At 41.6% G+C, this 21,848-nt stretch carries 22 protein-coding genes; 5 read left to right on the top strand and 17 right to left on the bottom strand.

The features are described 5' to 3' along the window. Position 1 precedes the first annotated feature (1 nt). Both J7338_RS18245 and ccoG read right to left on the bottom strand, forming a co-directional pair. Entirely contained in the window at positions 2-979 is a 978-nt protein-coding gene (locus J7338_RS18245) for a serine/threonine protein kinase (RefSeq protein ID WP_210798379.1), read from the bottom strand. A gap of 64 nt (positions 980-1,043) precedes the next feature. Further along, a complete protein-coding gene (ccoG, locus tag J7338_RS18240; RefSeq protein WP_210798378.1) occupies positions 1,044-2,474 on the bottom strand; it encodes a cytochrome c oxidase accessory protein CcoG in 1,431 nt (476 codons plus the stop codon). A 291-nt stretch (positions 2,475-2,765) separates the two neighbouring features. Between ccoG and J7338_RS18235 the strand changes: the two genes are divergently transcribed. Together J7338_RS18235 and J7338_RS18230 are read left to right on the top strand one after the other, a co-directional pair. Next, positions 2,766-3,125 (top strand): hypothetical protein, encoded by a 360-nt coding sequence (locus J7338_RS18235; protein WP_145242788.1) that lies wholly within the window; start codon positions 2,766-2,768, stop codon positions 3,123-3,125. After that, entirely contained in the window at positions 3,125-3,328 is a 204-nt protein-coding gene (locus J7338_RS18230) for a hypothetical protein (RefSeq protein WP_145242786.1), read from the top strand. Before J7338_RS18235 ends, J7338_RS18230 begins: the two co-directional genes overlap by 1 nt. 2 nt (positions 3,329-3,330) lie before the next feature. Here J7338_RS18230 and J7338_RS18225 read toward each other — a convergent pair whose 3' ends face one another. The 13 genes from J7338_RS18225 to gspC all read right to left on the bottom strand — a co-directional run bounded on the left by J7338_RS18225 (position 3,331) and on the right by gspC (position 15,357). Next, positions 3,331-3,951 carry a UPF0149 family protein gene (locus tag J7338_RS18225; RefSeq protein WP_210798377.1) on the bottom strand — a complete coding sequence of 207 codons (621 nt, stop codon included), beginning with the start codon at positions 3,949-3,951 and terminating at the stop codon, positions 3,331-3,333. 18 nt (positions 3,952-3,969) lie between these two features. Beyond that, positions 3,970-4,728, bottom strand: a complete 759-nt coding sequence (locus J7338_RS18220) for a type II secretion system protein N (protein WP_182719492.1) — start codon at positions 4,726-4,728, stop codon at positions 3,970-3,972. Positions 4,729-4,731: 3 nt separating this feature from the next. Continuing rightward, positions 4,732-5,205 (bottom strand): type II secretion system protein GspM, encoded by a 474-nt coding sequence (gspM, locus tag J7338_RS18215; protein WP_210798376.1) that lies wholly within the window; start codon positions 5,203-5,205, stop codon positions 4,732-4,734. Then, positions 5,202-6,410, bottom strand: a complete 1,209-nt coding sequence (gspL, locus tag J7338_RS18210; RefSeq protein WP_210798375.1) for a type II secretion system protein GspL — start codon at positions 6,408-6,410, stop codon at positions 5,202-5,204. The genes gspM and gspL overlap by 4 nt, the downstream gene beginning before the upstream one ends. Next, positions 6,407-7,396 carry a type II secretion system minor pseudopilin GspK gene (gene gspK, locus J7338_RS18205; protein ID WP_210798374.1) on the bottom strand — a complete coding sequence of 330 codons (990 nt, stop codon included), beginning with the start codon at positions 7,394-7,396 and terminating at the stop codon, positions 6,407-6,409. Before gspK ends, gspL begins: the two co-directional genes overlap by 4 nt. Then, the gene (gspJ, locus tag J7338_RS18200; RefSeq protein WP_210798373.1) at positions 7,386-8,009 is read right to left on the bottom strand and encodes a type II secretion system minor pseudopilin GspJ; all 624 of its coding nucleotides are present in this window, start codon (positions 8,007-8,009) and stop codon (positions 7,386-7,388) included. The genes gspK and gspJ overlap by 11 nt, the downstream gene beginning before the upstream one ends. Beyond that, on the bottom strand, positions 8,010-8,387 hold the full coding sequence (gene gspI, locus J7338_RS18195) for a type II secretion system minor pseudopilin GspI (protein ID WP_210798372.1): 378 nt from the start codon (positions 8,385-8,387) through the stop codon (positions 8,010-8,012). Beyond that, the gene (locus J7338_RS18190; protein WP_415837829.1) at positions 8,387-8,986 is read right to left on the bottom strand and encodes a prepilin-type N-terminal cleavage/methylation domain-containing protein; all 600 of its coding nucleotides are present in this window, start codon (positions 8,984-8,986) and stop codon (positions 8,387-8,389) included. The genes gspI and J7338_RS18190 overlap by 1 nt, the downstream gene beginning before the upstream one ends. A 52-nt stretch (positions 8,987-9,038) precedes the next feature. Continuing rightward, the gene (gspG, locus tag J7338_RS18185; protein ID WP_145242768.1) at positions 9,039-9,458 is read right to left on the bottom strand and encodes a type II secretion system major pseudopilin GspG; all 420 of its coding nucleotides are present in this window, start codon (positions 9,456-9,458) and stop codon (positions 9,039-9,041) included. A gap of 74 nt (positions 9,459-9,532) precedes the next feature. After that, positions 9,533-10,768, bottom strand: coding sequence for a type II secretion system inner membrane protein GspF (gspF, locus tag J7338_RS18180; protein ID WP_210798370.1), 1,236 nt, complete (start codon positions 10,766-10,768; stop codon positions 9,533-9,535). A gap of 2 nt (positions 10,769-10,770) precedes the next feature. Continuing rightward, positions 10,771-12,330, bottom strand: coding sequence for a type II secretion system ATPase GspE (gene gspE, locus J7338_RS18175; RefSeq protein WP_275074513.1), 1,560 nt, complete (start codon positions 12,328-12,330; stop codon positions 10,771-10,773). Further along, positions 12,323-14,386, bottom strand: coding sequence for a type II secretion system secretin GspD (gene gspD, locus J7338_RS18170; protein ID WP_210798369.1), 2,064 nt, complete (start codon positions 14,384-14,386; stop codon positions 12,323-12,325). The genes gspE and gspD overlap by 8 nt, the downstream gene beginning before the upstream one ends. Positions 14,387-14,409: 23 nt before the next feature. Then, the gene (gene gspC, locus J7338_RS18165; RefSeq protein WP_210798368.1) at positions 14,410-15,357 is read right to left on the bottom strand and encodes a type II secretion system protein GspC; all 948 of its coding nucleotides are present in this window, start codon (positions 15,355-15,357) and stop codon (positions 14,410-14,412) included. Between the two features lie 201 nt (positions 15,358-15,558). Between gspC and hslR the strand changes: the two genes are divergently transcribed. From hslR to J7338_RS18150, 3 genes are all read left to right on the top strand, one after another. Next, complete coding sequence (gene hslR / locus J7338_RS18160; protein ID WP_210798367.1) at positions 15,559-15,984, top strand: ribosome-associated heat shock protein Hsp15; 426 nt, start codon at positions 15,559-15,561, stop codon at positions 15,982-15,984. Positions 15,985-15,996: 12 nt separating this feature from the next. Then, a complete protein-coding gene (gene hslO, locus J7338_RS18155; protein ID WP_210798366.1) occupies positions 15,997-16,842 on the top strand; it encodes an Hsp33 family molecular chaperone HslO in 846 nt (281 codons plus the stop codon). A gap of 265 nt (positions 16,843-17,107) precedes the next feature. After that, positions 17,108-18,646, top strand: coding sequence for a phosphoenolpyruvate carboxykinase (locus tag J7338_RS18150; protein ID WP_210798365.1), 1,539 nt, complete (start codon positions 17,108-17,110; stop codon positions 18,644-18,646). A gap of 493 nt (positions 18,647-19,139) precedes the next feature. Here the strand turns inward: J7338_RS18150 and glmS are convergent, their stop codons facing one another. Together glmS and J7338_RS18140 are read right to left on the bottom strand one after the other, a co-directional pair. Then, positions 19,140-20,960 carry a glutamine--fructose-6-phosphate transaminase (isomerizing) gene (gene glmS, locus J7338_RS18145; RefSeq protein WP_210798364.1) on the bottom strand — a complete coding sequence of 607 codons (1,821 nt, stop codon included), beginning with the start codon at positions 20,958-20,960 and terminating at the stop codon, positions 19,140-19,142. A 113-nt stretch (positions 20,961-21,073) separates the two neighbouring features. Continuing rightward, positions 21,074-21,832 carry a DeoR/GlpR family DNA-binding transcription regulator gene (locus J7338_RS18140; protein ID WP_145240141.1) on the bottom strand — a complete coding sequence of 253 codons (759 nt, stop codon included), beginning with the start codon at positions 21,830-21,832 and terminating at the stop codon, positions 21,074-21,076. Positions 21,833-21,848 lie beyond the last annotated feature (16 nt).

Genomic DNA, 21,848 nt, shown 5'->3' with positions numbered 1-21,848 from the left:
ATTAGTTAGGCAGCAACTTCAGCGGCGGCTCTTGAAGTGCAGAATACTGCTCTTTCAGCGCTAAAATTTGTTGCTCCCAGTATTTGTCATCAGCAAACCATGAAAAGTTCCTCGGAAATGCCGGATCTTCCCAACGTTTAGCTAGCCACCCCATATAATGAATCATACGCATTGCGCGTAATGGTTCAATTAATTTGAGTTGAGTGTGATCAAAATCACAAAATTCTTCATAGGCAGCCACTAAGGTATCTAACTGTAACAGTTGATTGTTTCGATCGCCACTGAGCATCATCCATAAATCTTGAATCGCAGGCCCTTGACGACTATCGTCCAAATCAACAAACATCAACGCATCACCGGCCCACAGAATATTACCGGCATGGCAATCACCATGTAAGCGTATAGCATCCACCTGCTGGTAAAGCGATTTCGTTTTAGCGATCACCATATCCAAAATAGTATAAAACGCGGTAGTTAAACTGCTAGGCACCAGATTACTGTTTTGTAACTGAATTTTAGCTGTATCTAGATACTCGTCACACCCTATGACCGGACGTTCGCTAAAAACATTCGCTTTAGCTGCTTGATGCATCCGACCAATCAAGCGTCCTAACACATCTAACTGATCAAGATTATCAACTTCAAAGATGCGCCCCCCGACACTTGGGAACAAAGTAAATAGATAACCATTATGCTCAAATAAGCTTTCGCCATTACGCTGTATCGGCGCAACTACAGGCACTTCAGCATCAGCCAATTCAAATGCAAAACTATGCTCTTCGAGTATTTGTGCCTTACTCCAGCGCTCGGGGCGATAAAATTTCACCACATAACGTAGGCCATCTTCAGCTTTGAATTGATAGACACGGTTTTCGTAACTGTTCAGTGCTAATAAGCCAGACTCTGCGTAAATACCAATACTTTCGACCGCATCTAAAATCGAATCTGGGGTGAGGTCAACAAAACTAAATTTACTCATAATTCTCATCAATTATAAAAAAAGCGGGAAAATCCCGCTTTTTATTTGTTATCAGTGTACTTAACTATCGCGCTTTAAAGAAGTTACTCGGCTGCGAAATTTGTGAACTTGGATTGTCCACTGGCGATAATACAAAATTAAACTCGGTCATCGGCGCTTTCAAATCATACGGATCCATCACCAATGATAATGGCACGTTGTGCGATTCGCCCGCTTGTACGGTAAAAGTTTGCTTACCTATGTACTTAAAGTTCTCCAGTCCTACCACCTTAATATTAAAGGTTTGCTCGTATTGTGCTTTGTTGATCACTTTAAGTGTGTAGGTATTTTCGACAAGCCCATTAAAATCGACTCGATAGAGTTGATTTCGATCGCGAATAATATCTAAGTCCATTGGCTTACGCATCACAATATTCGTTACCAGCGCTGCGCTGAGCACCACTAATATAACAATATAACCAATAATCTTAGCACGCAGGGGGTTGGTTTTATGCTCTGGCGTTTCGAGGTTACGCTCAGTGGTATATGAAATAAGCCCGCGCGGATAATTCATTTTGTCCATTACCCCATCGCAGGCATCGATACAGGCGCCACAGTTAATGCACTCCGCTTGCAAGCCATTGCGAATATCGATTCCTGTTGGGCATACTTGTACGCACAAATTACAGTCAATACAGTCACCTAAGCTAAGCTCTTGTCGATCTTGTTTACGACTACGTGGCCCACGATTTTCACCACGTTTTTCATCGTAGCTTACTGTGAAGGTATCTTTATCAAACATTGCAGATTGAAAGCGCGAATACGGGCAGATATGCAAGCACATAATTTCGCGCATCCAACCAGCATTACCATAAGTACATACAGTAAATACGATAATGCTAACCAATGCATAGCTACCTACATCAAAAGTAATAAAATCCTGCAACAGCTCGCGAATAGGTGTGAAATAACCAACAAAGCTCAGTGCGGTGTATAAAGAAAAGGCTACCCAACTGGTATGCTTGGCTGTCTTACGCCAAAATTTATCAAAGTCCATAGGTCGCTGATCAAGCTTCTTACGCTGATTAGCTGTCCCTTCGAACTTTTCTTCAAACCAAATAAAAATAAACGTCCACACTGTTTGCGGGCATGTATAACCACACCAAACCCGACCATAAAAGGTGGTTACTAAGAATAACGCGAATGCAGCAAGCATCAGAATAAAAGCAAGAATAGTAAAATCTTGTGGCCATAGAGTTAGCCCAAAGATGTTATATTTTTGACCTATCAGGTCAAACAACACGGCTTGCTGGCCGTTAAAGTTTATCCAAGGTAAAGCCATAAAAGCCAGCATGCCAAGAAAACCAATACGCTGTCTTAATAGTTGATGTAACCCTTTAACCGCACGCACATAAATGCGATTGCGAGGATTAAATCTATCCTGTTGAGTGTATAGATCAGGCTTTTCGATCTTGACCTCACTTGGAATATTTTTTACTTTTATTTGCTGATCCATCGAAGTTCCTCAACGCCGCTTGGAGAATGAAAGTCAAACAACCATATTGCATTATTTAGATAATTAACAACTAAGCTTACATTTTAAAATAGTGCAAACTAAACTTCTGTGCTGTAAAAGTTCAGAGATTTCTGAAAAATCCAATTGTTCTCAGTCATTATATCAATTCTCCTCAAAAAAGCTGATATTCATTGATAATAATTTATTCACCTAACTTGCTTGCTTTACAAAGGGGCATTTTATTACACTGGTGCCTAATTCGTACCCGTTCAGATCAAAGTTTACTCACATATGAAAAAATTCCTTGTACTAGTTGTAGTGATACTTGCATTATTCACAATTGATCATCCAATGATAAAAGAGCCTCGAGAAAAGTTATTAGGAGAAGGTGTAGGACTATTAAGTAGTGCTAGCAATATTAACCGTGGACCCGCTGCGAGCATGGCAAAAAACCGCATCAAGTCAGAACTAACACTCTCAGAAAGCGAGTTAGAGTATTTAGAAGAAACCATGCAAACTGATGAACAGCTGCAGCTATTCCATACTCGTTACTGCCGCAGTAAAGATCTCAACTTATATTTTTACGAAGATCGTTTAAATACAGTGTGTGACATCGTCTCAACATCATTGGCTGAGCGCAGAGGTAAATAGTGGATTTTTCAGCTTTAACAAAAAAAAGCAGCGCATCGTTTAACCAACATAAAAACCTACTGAAGAAGCTGGCAAAAGGACAAACGGTTAAATGTGAAGTATGCCAAGGCATATTAACGTTAGATTTAAAGACTCAGCAACCCGGCCAAGGGGTTGCTAAATGCCCTAAGGGCTGTACTGAAATTGTGTTGGATTTAGCATAATGCTAACTCCAACCATCTTCTTCATCTGCGTACAAACCACTTTGCACCGCGATAATTTCTATTAACTCAGCAAATCCTAATGCAAAATCTCCCATTAGTTCATACTGTTGCTGGCATAGTTGTATTTCACTAAGCTGATTTTGCTGGGCAATTGTTGTGATAAGCTGGGGCTCTAAAGCAAAAAAGCCTAAACTGGCGTAAGCGGTTTGCAATGCATCAGTTAAGTCTGTTGTCAGTGCATCAGCTTGCATTAGCTTATCAATATACACCTGTGCTCCCTGAACAAAACCCTGACACCATTGCTGGCATTCATGCAAATCTAGGTAGCTGTCATCTTGATCACTCACCAGTAAACTTACAGGGAGCTTAAAACCTGTTTCATAAACTTGCTCACTGATCTGATGATACAAAGCCATAAATGCAAATAATGTTTGTTCTTCTAGCTGGCCGTGTGCATCTGGCACTATCTGCTCAAGCCACTCGTGTACGTCTAATGGCTCAGGAGAGCAAATAACCGCAAATAAGTAACCTTGGCTCTGCACAAATGTCATGGCGCCATTGCGGCTCGCTAAATACGTACTTAACTGCTGGCCATGTTGCTGTGTAAATTCAGGAATTTGCATAAAACAATTCAGCCTTGTTTAAAAATTTAATGGGTAACGGCCATCACTATCTGCACGGCCTAAAAATTTGGCGGCATCGTGTACTTCTTTTGGTAGTGATGCTTCTGGCTTGATATATCCAGCCACTTTAAAGTCCATGTTTGCTTTTAAGGTTGCATCAGCCGCTAAGCCTAAGCGGTTCTCAGGATCAACTAACACGGCTATATCGCCCGACTTACAGCTTAACTTGCCACTTAATGGACCAACGCTAAACCAGCCAGACAATCCTTGCACATCGATGTTTGCACTGGCGATTTCACCTTTTAATGCATCACAATAAGGCGCTCCTGAGAGATATTCATCTAACTCAACAATTACTCTGCCTTTAGCATTAATAGGTAATGGCAACTGCAAACGCTGCATCGCACGTTCAACACTCAAACGCAATGTAGCATCATTTAATGCAACTACTTGATCAAGTAAACCATAACTAAAGTCACCGCGCCCTGACAGTTCACTGGTCTGTCGCGGATCACCAAACTTTACACTGCCTGTAAGCTGTCCGGTGAATAATGCCCAACCAGAAATATCCCAGTTTAAATTATTAATCTGTTCATCTTGATAGCGCAGCTGCATGATTCTACCCTGCCAAATGCTACCCGATGCTTTACCTATTTGCAGATCTTTAGGCAAATAAGGATTTGCTAAATTAAGCGCAACTGCAGCTGGCGTTTTTAATAGTGCAAAAAAGATAAAACCGAAGAAAAATATTACTATAAGAATCGCTATTTTTTTCATTCTTTACTTCTCTAATACCAGTCGGCTAACGCGCACGTAGCCTGGTTTATCATCGCGACTGAGATCTAAATTTTCAATCAATACGCCTTTAGTGTTTACCAGTTCATCAAGCCATTCTATGAGCTTATTAAACTGTACCGAGTCGATGGTTAATCTTAATGAATTATCGCTAGGCTGCATTTTGCTTATGGTTATATCGTAGCGACCACGGCTAGCATTAACTATTTGACTCAAGTTTTGGTCACTTGTAACAGCACGCGCACTACCCGCTTTGAGTTTAACAATACTGTTATCAACCCACGCTAACAATTCTTGCTGTTTAACTTGGTTTTTTTCAGCTTCAGTTATCGCGTTGTTGAGTGGTCTAAAAATACCCATAACTAAGATAAAAATAACAAAAATAACCCCCGCGACCATCATCAACTGCTGTTCTTGATCTTTTAAGCCACGCCAATGTTTTAAAAGTTGTTGTTTCATGCAGCACCTCGTAGTTTTATTTCACCGACTACAAAGTCGCCATCATTATTTAATGAGCCTTGATCTACAGTTAATCCGCGCTGTTCAAGAATTGCTTTAACTTTACCAAAGGTTTGAAAATCTTTTCCGCGAGCACGCACTCTAAGTTCATTACGACGTTGATCGTAACGTAATGTCTCAGGGGTAAACTCTTGCACTTGGCTAAATACACCCACCAACTCATTCGTTAAGTCTAGGAAGCCGGCACTGCTACCACCCTCTAATTTAGCCAATTCACCCTGAATTTGGTTTTTAATCAAATGCGGACGAACTGTTTTCCCCGGAAAGGCTATTTGATAACGCTCAACCACCTGTTTTTTAGCGACTTCAAGCTCACTATTTAGCTGATACAATTCAATACTTTTTACAGCCACAGAGCCAACTAACGCGACACTCGCTGCAATGGCGGCACCTTGCCAATACGCCCACCATAATGCGCTTTTCTTTTTCAGTTGATATTGGCCTTGGCGAAGATTGAATTTTATCTCAGGTAATTGTTTAGCAAATAACGCCAGCGGTAAATCATAAGCATCGGTATGCGCCGTAAGATTAACCGTTTCTGGAAATTGCGAGGCAGGGCTGTAATGTGCAACATCAGGGTGACCTAAAGCAGTTAAATACTCAGCTAACCAGCTTTGCTCTACAGCACTTATCCGCCATGAGCCTTGCTTACATAACCATTGGTTATTAAGCTCAATTACGCTTAATCCCTCATGTTCCGCAGTAGGGAGCAATAATGCATCGGGTAACAGTTTGAACACTTCAATTCCATGTTCAGTAAATACAGCTAACCAAGTTTCAAACCATTCTCGGTCAGTCATAGCAACTTTAATGGCGTGCTTGTCACCGACCATAGTAGGTTCAGCAATCGCGATAAATAAATCATCTACGTCACATGCAATCTCTTCTTCAAGCATATATGGTAGCGCTTGCTCAAGCTTACGATTCCATTTGGTCGGCAGGATTACGGTTTTTAGTTGCACCTGATCGCATGGTAGTAATACCACAACTTCACGGCTCTGTGCTTTTTCAACTAACTCACTCAGTTGCTCAGCGTTCGGCAATCCGCCACTGGCAATTATTTCTTGTTCTAATGGTGAGTAAATCAGCCAATTAATACTTTCTTGTTGAGTTTGACCCGTGCGGATCAACAGTATTTCTGTCACTGTACGCCTCCAAATTTTCGCGCCAGTATAGTTACTTCGCCATCTTTGGCATGCAGTAATGTGGTCATCGAAAAACGCAGATCGACAAATTTAGCCTGCGCTTGTAGTTTAAAATATTCGCTATTTATGGTGAACAGTTTTTCAACAGACTTAACATTTTTAGCCCCTTGTTGATTCACTTGTTCAAAAAATTCTTCAATATTATTAAAGCCTTCTTCTGGCCGGACCGATAGCACACTTTGCGCACCTGACTCACTCAAACCATCAATCAATGCACTCAATAATAATGCCTGTTCAGGAACGATTGTATTGACATTAATTGCTAACAATTCGCTACCTGGGATCACGCATACGTATGGCAAGATTTTTTCCATCACTAATGGATTAAACCCTTTAACCAAACGCAGCTCTGAGCTTGATGCAAAAAAACTATTCGCTGTCATATATGGTGATTTACGCGATAAATACTCATCTTCTTCAGCGCCAGAACGATAAGTAATACTATCTTCATCGAGCCAGTCGTAAACACTGTCAGCCATGGCTTCTTCCGACTCTTCTGCTGGCAAGTCCTCAATATTTTCTAATAGCGCTAATAACGCGGTGTGCGCAGGATTGGTTTTATCAGTACTACCCGCTTGTGGCGCTTTAACACGTAATGCATTGAGATTTAAACAAGCCTGTAAGTCCGTGATCTTGCCTTGCAAAGTACCATTATCAACCGGATAAGGAATATCGCCTTGTTGCGCCCAAATTTGTTTTAAAGTGGTTTTGTCAGGGTCATCTTTTTTGCTTTGTAATAACGCTTTAATAGCCAGCTCTTCTGCAGCATAGGCATACCACTTAGCTTGCTGATGGCCTTGTATATTGGTACTTTTTTGTACTTGCACGAGTAAATTAGCACTCATCTCAACAGCTAAAATTGATGCCAAAGCAACAATAAACAAAACAATTATAAGCGCGGCGCCATGTTGAGATTTATGGTTCACTTAAACCTCCCGTCTTTCCATTACCCGGTACTAAAAAAACGCGTCTTATTGGTTCTTCATCAATTTGTTGCAATGTCACCGCCACAGCTTTTGGCAAGGCTTTTCCCTGCCACTGCTCTTGCCATTCATTTTTTTCATCTAAAAATTCAAATTTAAGATCTTCGATATCTTTAAGAATAACTTGCACTCGCGGCTCAAGATTATCGAGTTGATCAACATAGACCCGATATATACGCTCAAGGTTGTCATCAATAACACGATAACCCACCGCTTGTAGCTCTGAGCGCGGTAACAAATTAATTGGGTTAACCCAGCCATCTCGTACAAAGGCAATGCCATCATACTGGCTATTAATGGTGTAACGCCCAGCAAGTAGATATTGTTCTTGCACATCACCAGCTTCATTGCGCACGGCACGTTTTGTCATTTGGCTGAAATCTTGATCCATTAACCTAAAGGTCGTTTGCAAACCATTCAATTCTGCAATTTTTTCGTCTGATGCATCTTTCGCTTTGGTGGTCGAATCAAGAATTTGGTGAGTAGCTAACACAACGAATGCTAAAATCCCCAGCGCTACCATCACTTCTAATAGTGTAAAACCGCGCTGCTTCACTTATTTTCTACCTTTATTTAAATAGCTGATGAGCTCATAAACCGAGCGCTCTAACTTTTCATCGCTAAATACATTAATAGTCACTTTTACAAAACTTTTATCTGCTGTCGCTTCGGTATCTTGACGCCAATACCATTCTATACCAGCCATTGTTTCAGTGCCTTTTGCGCCATTTTTGCCTTGCCACTTATCGCCTAAGGTACGCTGTTCAATCATTACATTCTCAGCCACCCAAGAGGCATAGGTTTGCTCTTCAAGGCTTGATAAATGATTAATATGCTCGGCTGTCGCTTGCATGGCGGCAATCCCAGCCATGGCGCAAATACTCAGCGCCACCATAACCTCAAGTAAAGTAAAACCTTTAGACCTGCGATACATTATTCTGGCTCTCTGCGTAAGTTAACCGGTGCGGAAAATTCCCCTTCGATGAAATACACAGGTTCTTTTTCATCTTTTAATTCATAGATAAGTTGAAATGCGCTCACCTCACCAGAAGATAAAATTAGCACTTGCGGGATTTTCATTTTTTGCAATTCGAGTAAGCTATCATCATCACCGCCACTCATTAACTCGCGCCAATTGGATTGCTCGAGTAGATTATCTTGAGCCCATGCGAGATCTTCTAGATTAAGTGTCAACTTAAGACGCTCATCAACAGTCATCGGCGCAAACAGCTTTTCTCGCTCGAAGGTGATCCATTTTTCACCATCAAACACTAAAAACTCTAAGGTATCTTTATCAAGCTGAAAACCTAATTCAAGCTGATTTAAGATTGCAAATTCAGAAGCCATATTAATGGTGGTATGCAGTCTCAGTGCTTGTTTGTCCAATTCATCTTCAACACCGCCATCAAGACTATATACCACCATTTTAGTGGCGAAGGCGATCACCACTAGCACAACCAAAATTTCAATTAAACTAAAGCCACGCATCGGTGACTTTAGCTTTGCAAGGCGCAACTTAGCCCGACTTAACATCATGCTAAGCTCAGTACTAGGTGTAAAAACGCCTTTATATCAAGATCCATTATTATTTTTCTTCATCCCAGTTACCAATGTCGTCATCAGTACCCACTTCGCCATCAGGTCCCATTGAAAACAAATCAAATTTACCAACTTCACCAGGGCTGATTAACTGGTACGGATTTCCCCATGGATCTTCTGGTAATTTAGAAATAAAGCCACCTTCAGGAAAACGCTTTGGTACTGGCTCTACGCTAGTTTTAGTCACTAACCCTTCAAGGCCTTGCTCTGTGGTTAAGTATGCTTTGTTCTTTAATTTATAAAGACTCATAGCATCTTCAAGCTGCTGAATATCAAGATGCGCTTTATCAAGTGCCGCTTCTTCTTGCTGGCCCATAATATTGGGTGCCACGATTGACATGATCATACCAATGATAACCAGTACCACCATAACTTCGAGTAATGAGAAACCTGCTTGTTTATTCACGTACATACCTCTGTTGTTCTTAATAATTAACTATCGTAACACGGTGAAAATGCATTACGAAATCCCTAAAATAGTTAAAGTCCGATCGCTTTATTCATTGCCATAATAGGTTGTAATATGGCCATTACGATAAATAATACAATAACCGCCATAGACGCTATCATCGCAGGCTCTAAGAGCTTTAGCGAGACATTTACCATGGTTTCAAATTCACGGTCTTGATTGTTTGCAGCACGCTCTAGCATTTGCTCGAGCTCACCTGATTTCTCCCCGCTGGCGATCATATGCAGCATCATCGGTGGGAATAATTTTGTTTGTTGTAAGGACGCTCTTAAACTTGCCCCTTCACTAACGCGGGTTGCGGCATCGGCCACTGCTTTTTTAATTTTCTCGTTGATCAATACGCCACCAGAAATACGCATTCCCTCTAGTAATGGCACTGAACTTGATGACAAGATACTCAGTGTACGAGCAAATCTGGCGGTATTAATACTACGAGCAACTTTGCCAATGCCCGGCATCATCAGAATTTTCGAATCATACCAAAAACGGATCTTAGGCTGTTTTAGCGCATGTTTAACACCAATCACTGTCGCGGTAAATAACACCAAAGTAATGAACCAATAATTTTGCACATAGTTACTAGCAGCCATTACCCATTCAGTCGTCCAAGGTAAAACCTGCTTTGACTTTTCAAATGTCTTCAATATTTTAGGCACTACAGTACCTAGTAATATTGACACGATACCAATGGCAAATATTACTAATATCACCGGATACACCATCGCTTGTGTGATTTGACTACGCATGTGTTGGCGTTGTTCCGTGTAATCGGCTAAACGGTTCAATACAGCATCTAAGTGACCTGATTTTTCACCCGCAGCTACCATAGCGCGGTATAAATTATCAAATACATGTGGAAACTCAGACATGCCATCAGCCAAGGTATAACCTTCAACAACTTTTGAACGCACCGACATTAACATACGTTTCATACGTGGTTTTTCACACTGTTCAGCCACCGCCATAACAGCCCCTTCGACAGGAAGCGATGATTGAATTAGCGTTGCGAGTTGGCGAGTGATTAGTGCTAAATCAGAGGTCGATATTTTTGACTTAAAAAAACTACCAAATAACGGGCTTTTTTCGCCTTTTACCTGTTTTTCTCCCTCTGCGGCGGGCACAACTTCGAGCGGCGTAAGACCTTGTTCACGTAAAGATTGGCGAATTTGTTTCGCGGTATCCGCTTCTTGAATACCTTTTTTCTCTTTGCCGCGAGCATCGAGCGCGCGATATTCAAATGCTGCCATTGTTAACCTTCCTCACGCGTTACACGTAATACTTCTTCAAGGGTGGTTTTACCAGCTAATACACGACTACAGCCATCTTGGCGAATACTTGGGGTATGTTTGCGAATGTACTTTTCAACACTTTGCTCACCTTTACCACTGTGAACAAGTTCGCGAACAGTTTCATCAACTACCAGTAATTCATGAATACCGGTACGACCACGGTAACCATTAAAGTTACACTCTTCACAGCCAACGGCTCGGTAAATAGTTGGCGGATTTACAAATGGTACGCCGAGCAATTCACACTCGCGCTCATCTGCAACATGACCTTCTTTACAGCTCTTACATAAAGTTCGCACTAGACGCTGCGATAATACCCCTAACAAAGAAGATGACAGCAAGAAGGGTTCAACCCCCATATCTTCCATACGAGAGATAGCACCTGCTGCGGTGTTGGTATGCAATGTCGACATCACTAAGTGACCAGTAAGTGAGGCTTGTACGCCAATTTGTGCGGTTTCAAGGTCACGTATTTCACCAACCATTACTACATCAGGATCTTGACGTAAGATTGCTCGTAAGCCACGGGCAAAGGTCATATCAACTTTAGTATTTACCTGAGTTTGACCAATACCTGGGATTTCATACTCGATTGGATCTTCAACCGTTAAAATATTACGATCGCGAGAGTTAATTTGGCTCATGCCCGCATAAAGCGTGGTACTTTTACCCGAACCAGTTGGACCGGTCACCAAAATAATTCCGTGCGGTTTACTGATCAAATCAGAGAACAATTCACGATTGCGCAGCGTCATACCTAAATCTTCAAGATTTAAACGCGCGTTATTTTTATCAAGTAAACGCAGTACAACCCGCTCACCAAAACTTGATGGCATGGTTGATACCCGAACATCAACGGCACGTCCTGCGATACGCAAACTAATACGACCATCCTGCGGGATACGCTTTTCAGCAATATCTAGTTTCGCCATGACTTTAATACGCGAAACTAGCAATGAAGCGAGTTTACGATTCGGCTTTAACACTTCTTTAAGCACGCCATCAACCCGAAAGCGGATCACTAGCTCTTGCTCAAAGGTTTCGATGTGAATATCTGACGCGCCTTCTTTAATCGCCTCACTGAGCATCGCATTGATCAATTTAATGATTGGTGCATCATCATCTCCGGCAAGCAAATCTTCCGTTTGCGGCATATCTTCAGCCAGTGAAAATAAATCGACTTCGTTACCTATGTCTTCCATCATTTGCTGGGTTTCAGAACTATCGCGTTGATACGATGCCTCTAATAACAACTCAAACTTATCATCAGCTAAGTGCTCAAGCGTAAAACCATGCCCAGCAATGCGACGAACTTCTAACAATGCATCAATATCAAGCTCACCACGATAGAAAACCACCCGGTCATCGTTATTTTTACTTAATAACATGCCTGCACGTCGTGCATATGAAAATGGTAGCCGTTTATTAGGCAGCTCAACTAAATCGTTACTGGTCATCAGCTCGCTATTATTTAGCGGCTGTGAGGCCTCTGCGGTGATCTCAGTGATTGCATCAGTCATTATTGCGCTCATCTGTATTTTGCTGCTTTAAATACTCTTCATAGGTTGGCGGTAATACTAATGCATCATTCCACTCAGGTAGGATTGGTGCATCGGTTAGAGGCATTAAATCAATACCATCTTCTTTTTGTTTATACTGCTCGCCACGGATAAAGTTATATTTGCTGTGGCTCAATTTATTCATTTTAATACCATCACGAATAATGGTTGGGCGAATAAACACAATTAAATTACGTTTACGCTTGCTGGTGCTGGTTGAGCGGAATAAGTGACCTAGGATAGGAATATCACCTAATATTGGTACTTTCGAGACGCTTTCTTGCACGTCTTCATCAATTAGACCACCAAGCACAACCATGCCGCCATCATCAGCCATAACCGTGGTTTTAATGGCACGCTTATTAATAGATATATCCACCGAAGTAGTACCACTCACGCCAGATACTTCTTGTTCAATGGTTAACTGTACAGCTGAACCATCATTAATTTGTGGCGTTACTTTAAGCTTTACACCCACCTCTTGGCGCTCAACCGTTTGGAATGGGTTGTTATTATTAGAACCTGTTTGCGAGCCAGTAATGATCGGTACTTCTTGACCGACAATCATCGATGCTTCTTCGTTATCCATGGTGGTAACCGAAGGCGTAGCAAGAATATTTGAGTTAGTATCAGTAGAGACTGCTTGAATGATCGCGCCCCAATCGTTTTTAACAATACCCATGGCCAATCCATTGATGCCCCCTAACAACTTACCTAACGGGCCAAGATCACCTTCTACAGTTTTCTTAATAGGAGTAACTACTGCATTGTCAGTGCCTACAACGCTATCTGTAATTGTTTTATCACGAGCTTGCTGAGCAGCTACAGCTAAAGAACCAACAGGAACGGTTGTGCCGTTATTAAACTGCATCATACCGCCTTGCTCTGAAATCCATTGCAGACCAAAGTTAATCCCATCAGCTTCCATTACTTCAACAATGATTGCTTCAACGAGTACTTGAGCACGGCGAATATCAAGCCGTTCAATCACGGACTCCAATGAACGCATAGTGTCAGGTTGAGCAGTAATGACCAATGAGTTTGAATCCGGGTGAGCTTCGATACTGGTTTCGTTTTGATTGCGGCTACGGGTTTTAGTTGCCCCACCTTGACCTTCTTCACCAAGCGTTTTGCTAACCCCTTGCAACACTTTCACTAAATCTTCAGCGCTGGCGTAATTAAGGTAAATTACTTTAGTGTTGCCTTGGCTTTGTAACTCACCGTCGAGGCGTTTAATTAACTCAATAGCACGGGTTCTTGCTTGGCCTTCGCCACTAACAATCACGCTATTAGTACGGCCATCTGCAACTACTTTAGGGATCAAAAATTCTGGGACGCTGCCTTTACCGCTATCTTTGTAAATATTATCAACCACAGATACCACATCGTCAGCGGTGGCAAAATTTAACTTTACAATATCAACCCGCTTATCACCAGCTTGGTCAACTGAACGAATAATTTCAACAAGTCGGTTTACTGAGGCTGCATGACCGGTCAACATCATGACGTTTGCAGCGTTGAAGTTGGCAACATGACCGCCATCTTTTTGGTCGCTAAACTGACGCACTAATGGGCCTAGTTCTTGTACGCTAACATTTTTTACACGTACGACACGAGTGATCATCATATCACCACGCGCTTGATCATCTTCAGTGACTAACGGTACGTTTGATTTTTTAGCATCAGAGCTTTTTTCAATCTTTAATATGCCGTTATCCATTTCAACAACTGAATAACCGTAAACTTCTAGTACATTTAAAAAGAATTGATAATAAAGAGCTTCGTCCATTAATTCATAGCTACGTACATTTACTTTGCCACGTACGTTCGGGTCGATAATGACAGTCTTATTCAGATTTTTACCAACGATATTAATAAACTCGTTGATATCGGTCCCTTTAAAGTTTGCAGCATACTCAACGGCAGACACCGATAGAGATAAGCTAGCCACAAAAAAAAGTGTTGCGTACTTAGCTAACCCTTTTCTGATTTTTTTGAGGTGTAGCGCGTGAACCATTATATTAAAACTCCAAAGCTAAGTTATTGCAGGCTAAATTGCACATCAATCTGCTCGCCATCACGGTCAATTGTAATGTTCGCATCGGTACTATTACGCAGCTCATTAATGGCTGACATGGCCTGTTTTAAATCTGTTAATTGATAGCCGTTAATCGATACAGCTAAATCGTTATTTTGTAACCCCATCTGCGTAAATAGTGCAGGGTCTTTACCTGGGCTTAAACGATAGCCAATAAGCTCGCCATCCTTCATAGCCTGAGATACTCGAATATAGTCAAATAGTTTACCGGGATCTTTTAACAGTTCTTCTCGGGTCTCTATAATTGCTTCTTTTACTTCTTGATTTGCTGTTACATCAATTTGACGGTCACTTTCCATTTGCGGACCGTCATCGAGTTCAGGTTCATCACTATCACGTTCGGCAAGTACTGGCATTGATACTGTTTTAGTAAAATCCACGCCATCAAGCATTAACGTTTCAAAACGGCCACTGACATCTAAAATTACTCGATCAGGTAATACTTGAGCAAGCTTAGCGCGAGTGCCTTGCACAACATCATCTACTAAATAGGTTGATTGTTGGCCTTGAGATTCAATAATTGCTAAGCCGGTTTGATCATTACCACTGACCGCAACAATACCGGTTAAATTAATGCTTAATCGAGTTTCTGGCGCATTGTTAATGACTTGAGTTTGTTTGCTTGCTGATTTTTTAGGCGCCGCATCGGCTTTACCAAACAAGTTTTGTGCTAAAATTGATTGCGTATTAACCCGTTCAGGTTTACCTGTAACGCTATTAATATAGCTTGGAGAAAGGCTAGAATTAACTGAGGATGGCCATATTAGCCAAAATAGCTTTGCCGATAAAAAGGAAATATAAACAACGACTAATAGCGTTATTGCCCAACTCAATTTAGCGTGGGGTAATTTACTTACTACATGTTTTAGCTGTTGTAATTGCTGTTCCATAAATGACGTTTCTTATTTTAATTTTCTGCTTCATCGCTGGCCTATAGTACCTTTTCATTTTTCATTCAACAAGCGCACTAATATTAAACTTTGTAAACAAGGTAAATTAACGTTCAAGCCGAGTGTAAAAAACTTCGACTATTTCTTTGTTGGTAAGTTTCATGCTAAATTTTGCTTACCGAGCCGCGCTTTTAATTGAGTATGATTGTGTCAAAAAATAACACCCGTAATCCCACGTCAAAAGATGAAGCTATTAGTATCCGTTTAGACAAATGGTTGTGGGCCGCACGCTTTTATAAAACCCGTGCCATCGCACGGGACATGGTGCAAGGTGGCAAAGTACATTATAATGGCCAGCGCACTAAACCTAGTAAAATAGTCGAACTAGATGCCGTGATCAAACTTGCTCAAGGAGTTGACGAAAAAGTTATCACTGTACTTAAATTGCTTGATAAACGCTTAAGTGCCCCCATTGCTCAAACCTTGTATCACGAATCTGATGCAAGTATCGAAAAACGCGAAGCCAATAGCATCGCGCGCAAGAATAATAGTTTTTTTGCTCCTCATCCGGACCGTAAACCAGATAAAAAGCAAAGACGCGAACTTTTAAAAATGAAATCAAGTTAGGTAAAGCCAATCATGCAACAAGATCTACTTCATCGTTATACATTTGATCAACTAGACGTCCGCGGCGAACTCGTACAAATAGAGCAAGCCTATAATGAAATGATTGCTGATCATAATTACCCCGCGCAAGTGCAAGCTTTATTGGGAGAATTACTGGTCGCAACCTGCCTACTTACAGCTACATTAAAGTTTGAAGGTGATATAGCAGTACAACTGCAAGGTGATGGTCCGGTAAAATATGCGGTTATCAACGGCGATCATCAACAAAATATGCGCGGTATTGCCCGCCTGCAAGGTGAAGTAACAGGCTCAACCATCCAGGAACTAATCGGTAACGGTGTGATGGTACTGACAATCACACCAACTAAAGGTGAACGTTATCAAGGTATAGTCCCGCTTGAGCACGATACGTTAGCGGCATGTCTTGAAGCCTACTTTGCACAATCAGAGCAACTACAAACACGTCTTTGGTTTGCAACTGATACAACACAAGGTCATGCTAAAGCTGCTGGCCTACTATTACAGGTGTTGCCTGTAAATAAAGAAAAGTCGATTACTGACTTTACCCACCTCGAAGCACTTAGCAATACAATTAAAGCTGAAGAGTTGTTAGAGCTTGATGCTGCAACTGTGCTTACTCGTCTTTACCATGAAGACAATCCACGTGTTTACGAGCCGCAAGCAATCCAGTTTAAATGTGGTTGTAGTAGAGAAAAAACCATCACTGCACTCGTTAATATAGGCCAACAAGCTTTATTAGATGACGTTATTGAAAATGGTGAAGTAAAAATTAGCTGCCATTATTGCTTAAAAGATTACGTTTTTAATGAACAAGATGTGAAAAGTATTTTCAACTAATCTCATCGTTCAATAAGCCAACAAAATTCAAACCGCATTTATTGCGGTTTTTTTATGCCAAAAATTGATACCGGTGTCATGAATTGTATTACTTTTATGACACCGGTATCATTGAAATTATTCATGTTTTTTACTAAATATATGTGTTTTTAGGCCTTTCATAGGCTCGAATATCCCTAATCCATCTGTTACTATAATTACAGCTTAAAGGGAAACAAGAACCCCAGAGCTATCCCGTTCAATCTCACACAATTTAGGTATAAACATGACTTCAAGCGCTACTCGTTTTGTCGATCTAACTGCAGCTGAACTTGTCGAACACGCGATCCGTCGCGGTGAAGGGACTTTAGCCGCCAATGGAGCTTTTGTTGCTAACACTGGTCGTCGTACTGGTCGTTCACCACAAGATCGTTTTATTGTTCAAGAATCAAGTACTGAAAATGAAATCCAGTGGGGTAATGTAAATCGCCCTTTCGATGCAGATAAATTTGACGCTTTATGGGCACGTGTAGAAGCACATGTGCAGAGCAACGACCACTTCATCTCTCACCTTGAAGTAGGCGCTGATCCTGAGCACTATTTACCTGTTGTTGTTACAACAGAAACTGCATGGCATCATATCTTTGCCAAAAATATGTTTATCGAACCTAAATCTTATAATGCATCTGATTTACCCCAGTGGCAGGTAATGAATGTACCTTCATTTGTTTGTGATCCAGAACGTGATGGCACTAACAGTGATGGCACAGTAATTATCAACTTTGCACAACGTAAAGTATTGCTTGCAGGTATGCGTTATGCCGGTGAAATGAAAAAATCAATGTTCTCAGTGCAAAACTTCCTACTACCAGCAAAAGGCGTGCTACCAATGCACTGCTCAGCTAACGTAGGTGAAGCTGGCGATACAGCATTATTCTTTGGTCTATCTGGTACTGGTAAAACAACTTTATCCGCAGATCCAACTCGCTTTTTAATCGGTGATGACGAACACGGCTGGGCACCTGGTAGTGTATTCAACATTGAAGGTGGTTGTTATGCTAAGTGTATCGACCTTTCACAAAAGAATGAGCCTGTTATTTGGGATGCAATCCGCTTTGGAACTATCCTAGAGAACGTTGTCCTTGATGACAAAGGCATTCCTGACTTTCATGATACTAGCCTAACGCAAAATAGCCGCGCAGCTTATCCGCTTGAGCACGTTGAAAAACGTAAAATAGAAAACCGCGCCGGTGAGCCAAAAGCAGTGGTATTCTTAACCTGTGATGTAAGCGGCGTATTACCACCAGTATCAATCCTTAGCGAAGAAGCGGCAGCGTTTCATTTCCTAAGCGGTTACACAGCAAAAGTTGGCTCTACTGAAATTGGTTCTACCAGCGATATCGAATCAACATTCTCAACCTGTTTTGGTGCACCATTCTTCCCACGTCCAGCGGGTGTATACGCGGAGCTTCTAATGAAGCGTGTACGTGAATTTGGCGCCAAGGTGTACCTAGTTAATACTGGTTGGACTGGCGGTCCTTACGGCACAGGTAAGCGTTTTGATATTCCAACTACCCGCGCTGTTGTTGATGCTATCGTATCCGGTAAACTAGCTGGCGTTGAAACTCAACATATTGATATTTTAAACCTAGACGTACCAGTTGCAGTACCAGGCGTTAACAGCGAGCTACTTAACCCAATTAATACCTGGGAAGACAAAGCTAAGTATGCTGAATATGCAGCTAAGTTAGCCGCAGATTTCACTGAAAACTTCGCAAAATACGACGTATCTGACGAAATTAAAAATGCAGGCCCCAAAGCTTAATTGCCTACTTTAGCTTCATAATTAAAACGCCAACCTTGAGTTGGCGTTTTTGATTTTAATCGAAAAACTAAATCTGAGCCTCAAAAGCAGTCATGCGCGGCCCCACCTTTAAAACAACTTTAAAACACCAAATTTAGCCCAAAAGAAAATAAAAATGAATCATTAGCTTTTGAGTTTATATTTAATTTCACCAATTAAACGATGCCTTGAACTTTTCAACCGCTCATGTGGAGAAAACATAGAGCTAAATTGCCCGCACCAAAATGCATAATATGAGTGCAACAGCAGCCGAAGACCTATACGCAGGGCATGTTTTTTAATTGGGGTGAAAAGAGGAGAGCTCATCTAGCTAGTAGCTTAGAACAGTAGATACTAAACGATGCATCGACGACATCTATAAATATCGGTTTTGATCTAAGAAGAATCTCAAGGGTAAGAAGTGTGGGAAAACTTTATTGTTCACCCACTATTTATTTATGGTTACCCTTTGATTTTACTCAACCGTTACCGACTTTGCTAAGTTACGTGGTTGGTCAACGTCAGTGCCTTTAATTACCGCTACGTAGTACGAAAGTAACTGTAATGGGATTGTATATACAACTGGAGCAATTACGTCATCTACATGATTTACGTTGATCACACGCATGGTTTCGTCTGACTCAAAGTGTGAGTCTTTATCTGCGAATACATAGATAATGCCACCGCGAGCACGGACTTCTTCTACGTTTGATTTAAGTTTTTCAAGCAATTCGTTGTTTGGTGCTACAACAATAATTGGCATATCGGCGTCAATCAGTGCTAATGGGCCGTGTTTAAGCTCGCCCGCTGCGTACGCTTCAGCGTGAATGTATGAAATTTCTTTAAGCTTAAGTGCGCCTTCCATTGCAATTGGGTATTGCGACCCGCGACCTAAAAACAGTGAGTGGTGTTTATCAGCAAACTCTTCTGCAAGGTCTGCAATGCCATCAGCCAATAGTAGCGTTTCTTCTAATTTAGCTGGTAGCAGTTTAATAGCGTTAACAATCGCGCTTTGATCTAAGCCTTTCTCTTGAGCAATAGACGCAGTAAGCATTAACAAACCAACAAGCTGTGTAGTAAATGCTTTAGTAGAGGCTACACCAATTTCAGCACCGGCTTTGGTCATAAAGGCAAGGTCTGATTCTCGTACAAGCGATGAGCCTGGTACGTTACAAATAGTCATTGACCCCATATAGCCTTGCTCTTTAGCTAAACGAAGCGCAGCTAAAGTATCAGCCGTTTCACCTGATTGTGAAATCGTTACTAATAGGCTATTTTCGTGTACAAATGACTGACGGTAACGGAACTCAGAGGCAATCTCTACGTTACAACTAACACCTGCAAATTGCTCAAGCCAGTAACGAGCAACCATACCTGAATGGTATGACGTACCACAGGCAATAATTTGTACATGTTTTACGTCTTTAAATATTTGCTGTGCGCTATCGCCAAAAGCATCAATCGCTACGCGGTCGTCGTTTAAACGTCCTTCAAGGGTGTTACGTACAGCAAGCGGCTGCTCGTAAATCTCTTTAAGCATGTAGTGACGGTATTCACCTTTACCTGATGCATCTTGTGTGATGTTTGATTCAACAACCTCACGTTCAACCGCATTGCCGTCTACATCAAAAATTTCCACACTGTTACGGGTGATACGCGCAACATCACCTTCTTCAAGGTAAATAAAGCTGCGCGTTACAGGTAATAGTGCTAATTGGTCTGAAGCAATAAAGTTTTCACCAAGGCCTAAACCAATAACTAACGGACTGCCTGAGCGCGCTACAATAATTTCGTTATCATTCGCTTTATCGAACACAACGGTTCCAAATGCGCCTTCAAACTGTTTAACAGCTGCTTGAACTGACGCTAATAAAGTAGTGTGCTGCTGGCGAAGTTGATGAATTAAATGCACCATTACTTCGGTATCGGTGTCTGATAAAAACTCGTAACCATCGCCTTTCAGCGCTTCACGTAAGCTGGCGTGGTTTTCAATAATACCATTGTGCACTAAGGCAATTTCGCTGTTTGAAATATGCGGGTGCGCGTTTGCTTTCGTCACGCCGCCGTGAGTTGCCCAGCGAGTATGTGCAATACCGGTAGTCCCTTTTACGCCAGCTTCATCAAGCGCGTTTTCAAGGTTAACTACTTTACCCACTGCTTTTACGGTATTAAGTGTATTACCATCTAAAAGTGCCACACCAGCTGAGTCGTAACCACGGTATTCAAGACGCTTAAGGCCTTCAACTAAAATTTTATTTACTGGGCGTTCTGCAACTGCCCCAACTATTCCACACATAATTTCTCCTTTTGCACATGCCAAAGCGTCAACTTTGGGTTTGTATGTGTTGTTTAATATTTAAATGAACATTACAGGTGTTGTCGGCCTGTAATAAACACGAATTTGTAAATTTATAGCTCGGCGCAGATCAACTGCACACCACACGCTTGTATTGCTTGGCGAGTATCGAGTGCTAAGTTGCTGTCGGTGATAAGCGTAGTCACTTGCTGCCAAGGTAATTCTAAATTAGGGATTTTTCGGCCGATTTTTTCAGACTCCACCAGCACTATAACTTCACGAGCAGCGCCTGCCATAACTTGGCTTAGACCTACAAGTTCATTAAAGGTAGTAGTACCGCGCTCAACATCAATGCCATCAGCACCAATAAATAGCTGATCAAAATCATAAGAACGTAAAACACTCTCTGCAACCTGCCCCTGAAACGACTCAGAATGCGGGTCCCACGTACCACCGGTCATCAAAAGTGTTGGCTCGTTTTCCAGCGCCAATAAGCGATTAGCCACTTTAATTGCATTAGTCATCACCACTAAACCGCGCTTATTACCCAGTTCAGGGATCATTGCTGCTGTAGTACGACCACTGTCGATAATAATGCGGTTATGATCTTTGATTAGTGCTGCTGCGGCTTTTGCAATCGCCACTTTACGTTTTGAATCAATATCATCGCTTACAATTTCTTGCGGCAATGCTATCGCGCCACCATAACGGCGCAGTAATAGTCCGCTTTTTTCAAGCGCTGTTAAGTCTTTACGAATGGTTACTTCAGAGGTTTGAAACTGCTCAGCTAAAATATCTACGGCTACTTCACCTAACTCATTAACTTGAGTAAGAATAAGGTGACGACGTTGCTGGGTGTTTCGTTTAGTCATTAAGTAAATCATTTAA

Source organism: Pseudoalteromonas ostreae, assembly GCF_018069805.1.
Taxonomy (GTDB): Bacteria; Pseudomonadota; Gammaproteobacteria; order Enterobacterales; family Alteromonadaceae; genus Pseudoalteromonas; species Pseudoalteromonas ostreae.
This window is presented reverse-complemented; position numbering and strand designations above follow the sequence as displayed.